1 protein-coding gene is annotated in these 414 nt (G+C 45.9%); it reads right to left on the bottom strand.

Going from position 1 to position 414, the window contains the following annotated elements; all coding sequences use genetic code 11:
- A partial coding sequence (locus tag GOQ16_RS18550; protein ID WP_160070445.1) for a retrotransposon gag family protein occupies positions 1–414 on the bottom strand: 414 nt, incomplete at both ends.

Here is a 414-nt window from a genome sequence, read left to right as displayed (position 1 = left end):
CGATATGGCGTGAAATTATGGGACATAAGAATCATACTCATGTCTGAGTTCAGCCCTTGCCCGAACCTTAGTATTTTCTTAGCCTTTGTATCTAAAAAATGTGTAGCATACCTTGAGAGTTGGTCAAACTTTCGTTCATACTCCGTCAGGGACATGGTTCCCTGTTTGAGTTGAAGAAATTCGCCCTCCTTGAAATCCCTTAGAGATTGGGAAAAGTACTTATCCATCACTTCCTCCTTGAACTGTTCCCATGTTAGCGCCAATTGTTGCTCCGGAGTCCTAGTTCGAGACATTGATTCCCACCAGTGACTTGCGTCACCGGAGAACATGAACTCAGCGCACTGGACCTTCTGAGCGTCCGTGCATCCTATCAATCGGAATATTCTTTCCAACTTGCGAAGCCACTCCTCGGCT

It is taken from the genome of Sphingobacterium bovisgrunnientis, assembly GCF_009829085.1.
GTDB lineage: Bacteria > Bacteroidota > Bacteroidia > Sphingobacteriales > Sphingobacteriaceae > Sphingobacterium > Sphingobacterium bovisgrunnientis.
The sequence above is the reverse complement of the archived record's forward strand: the minus strand, read 5'-3'. Positions and strand labels throughout refer to the sequence as shown.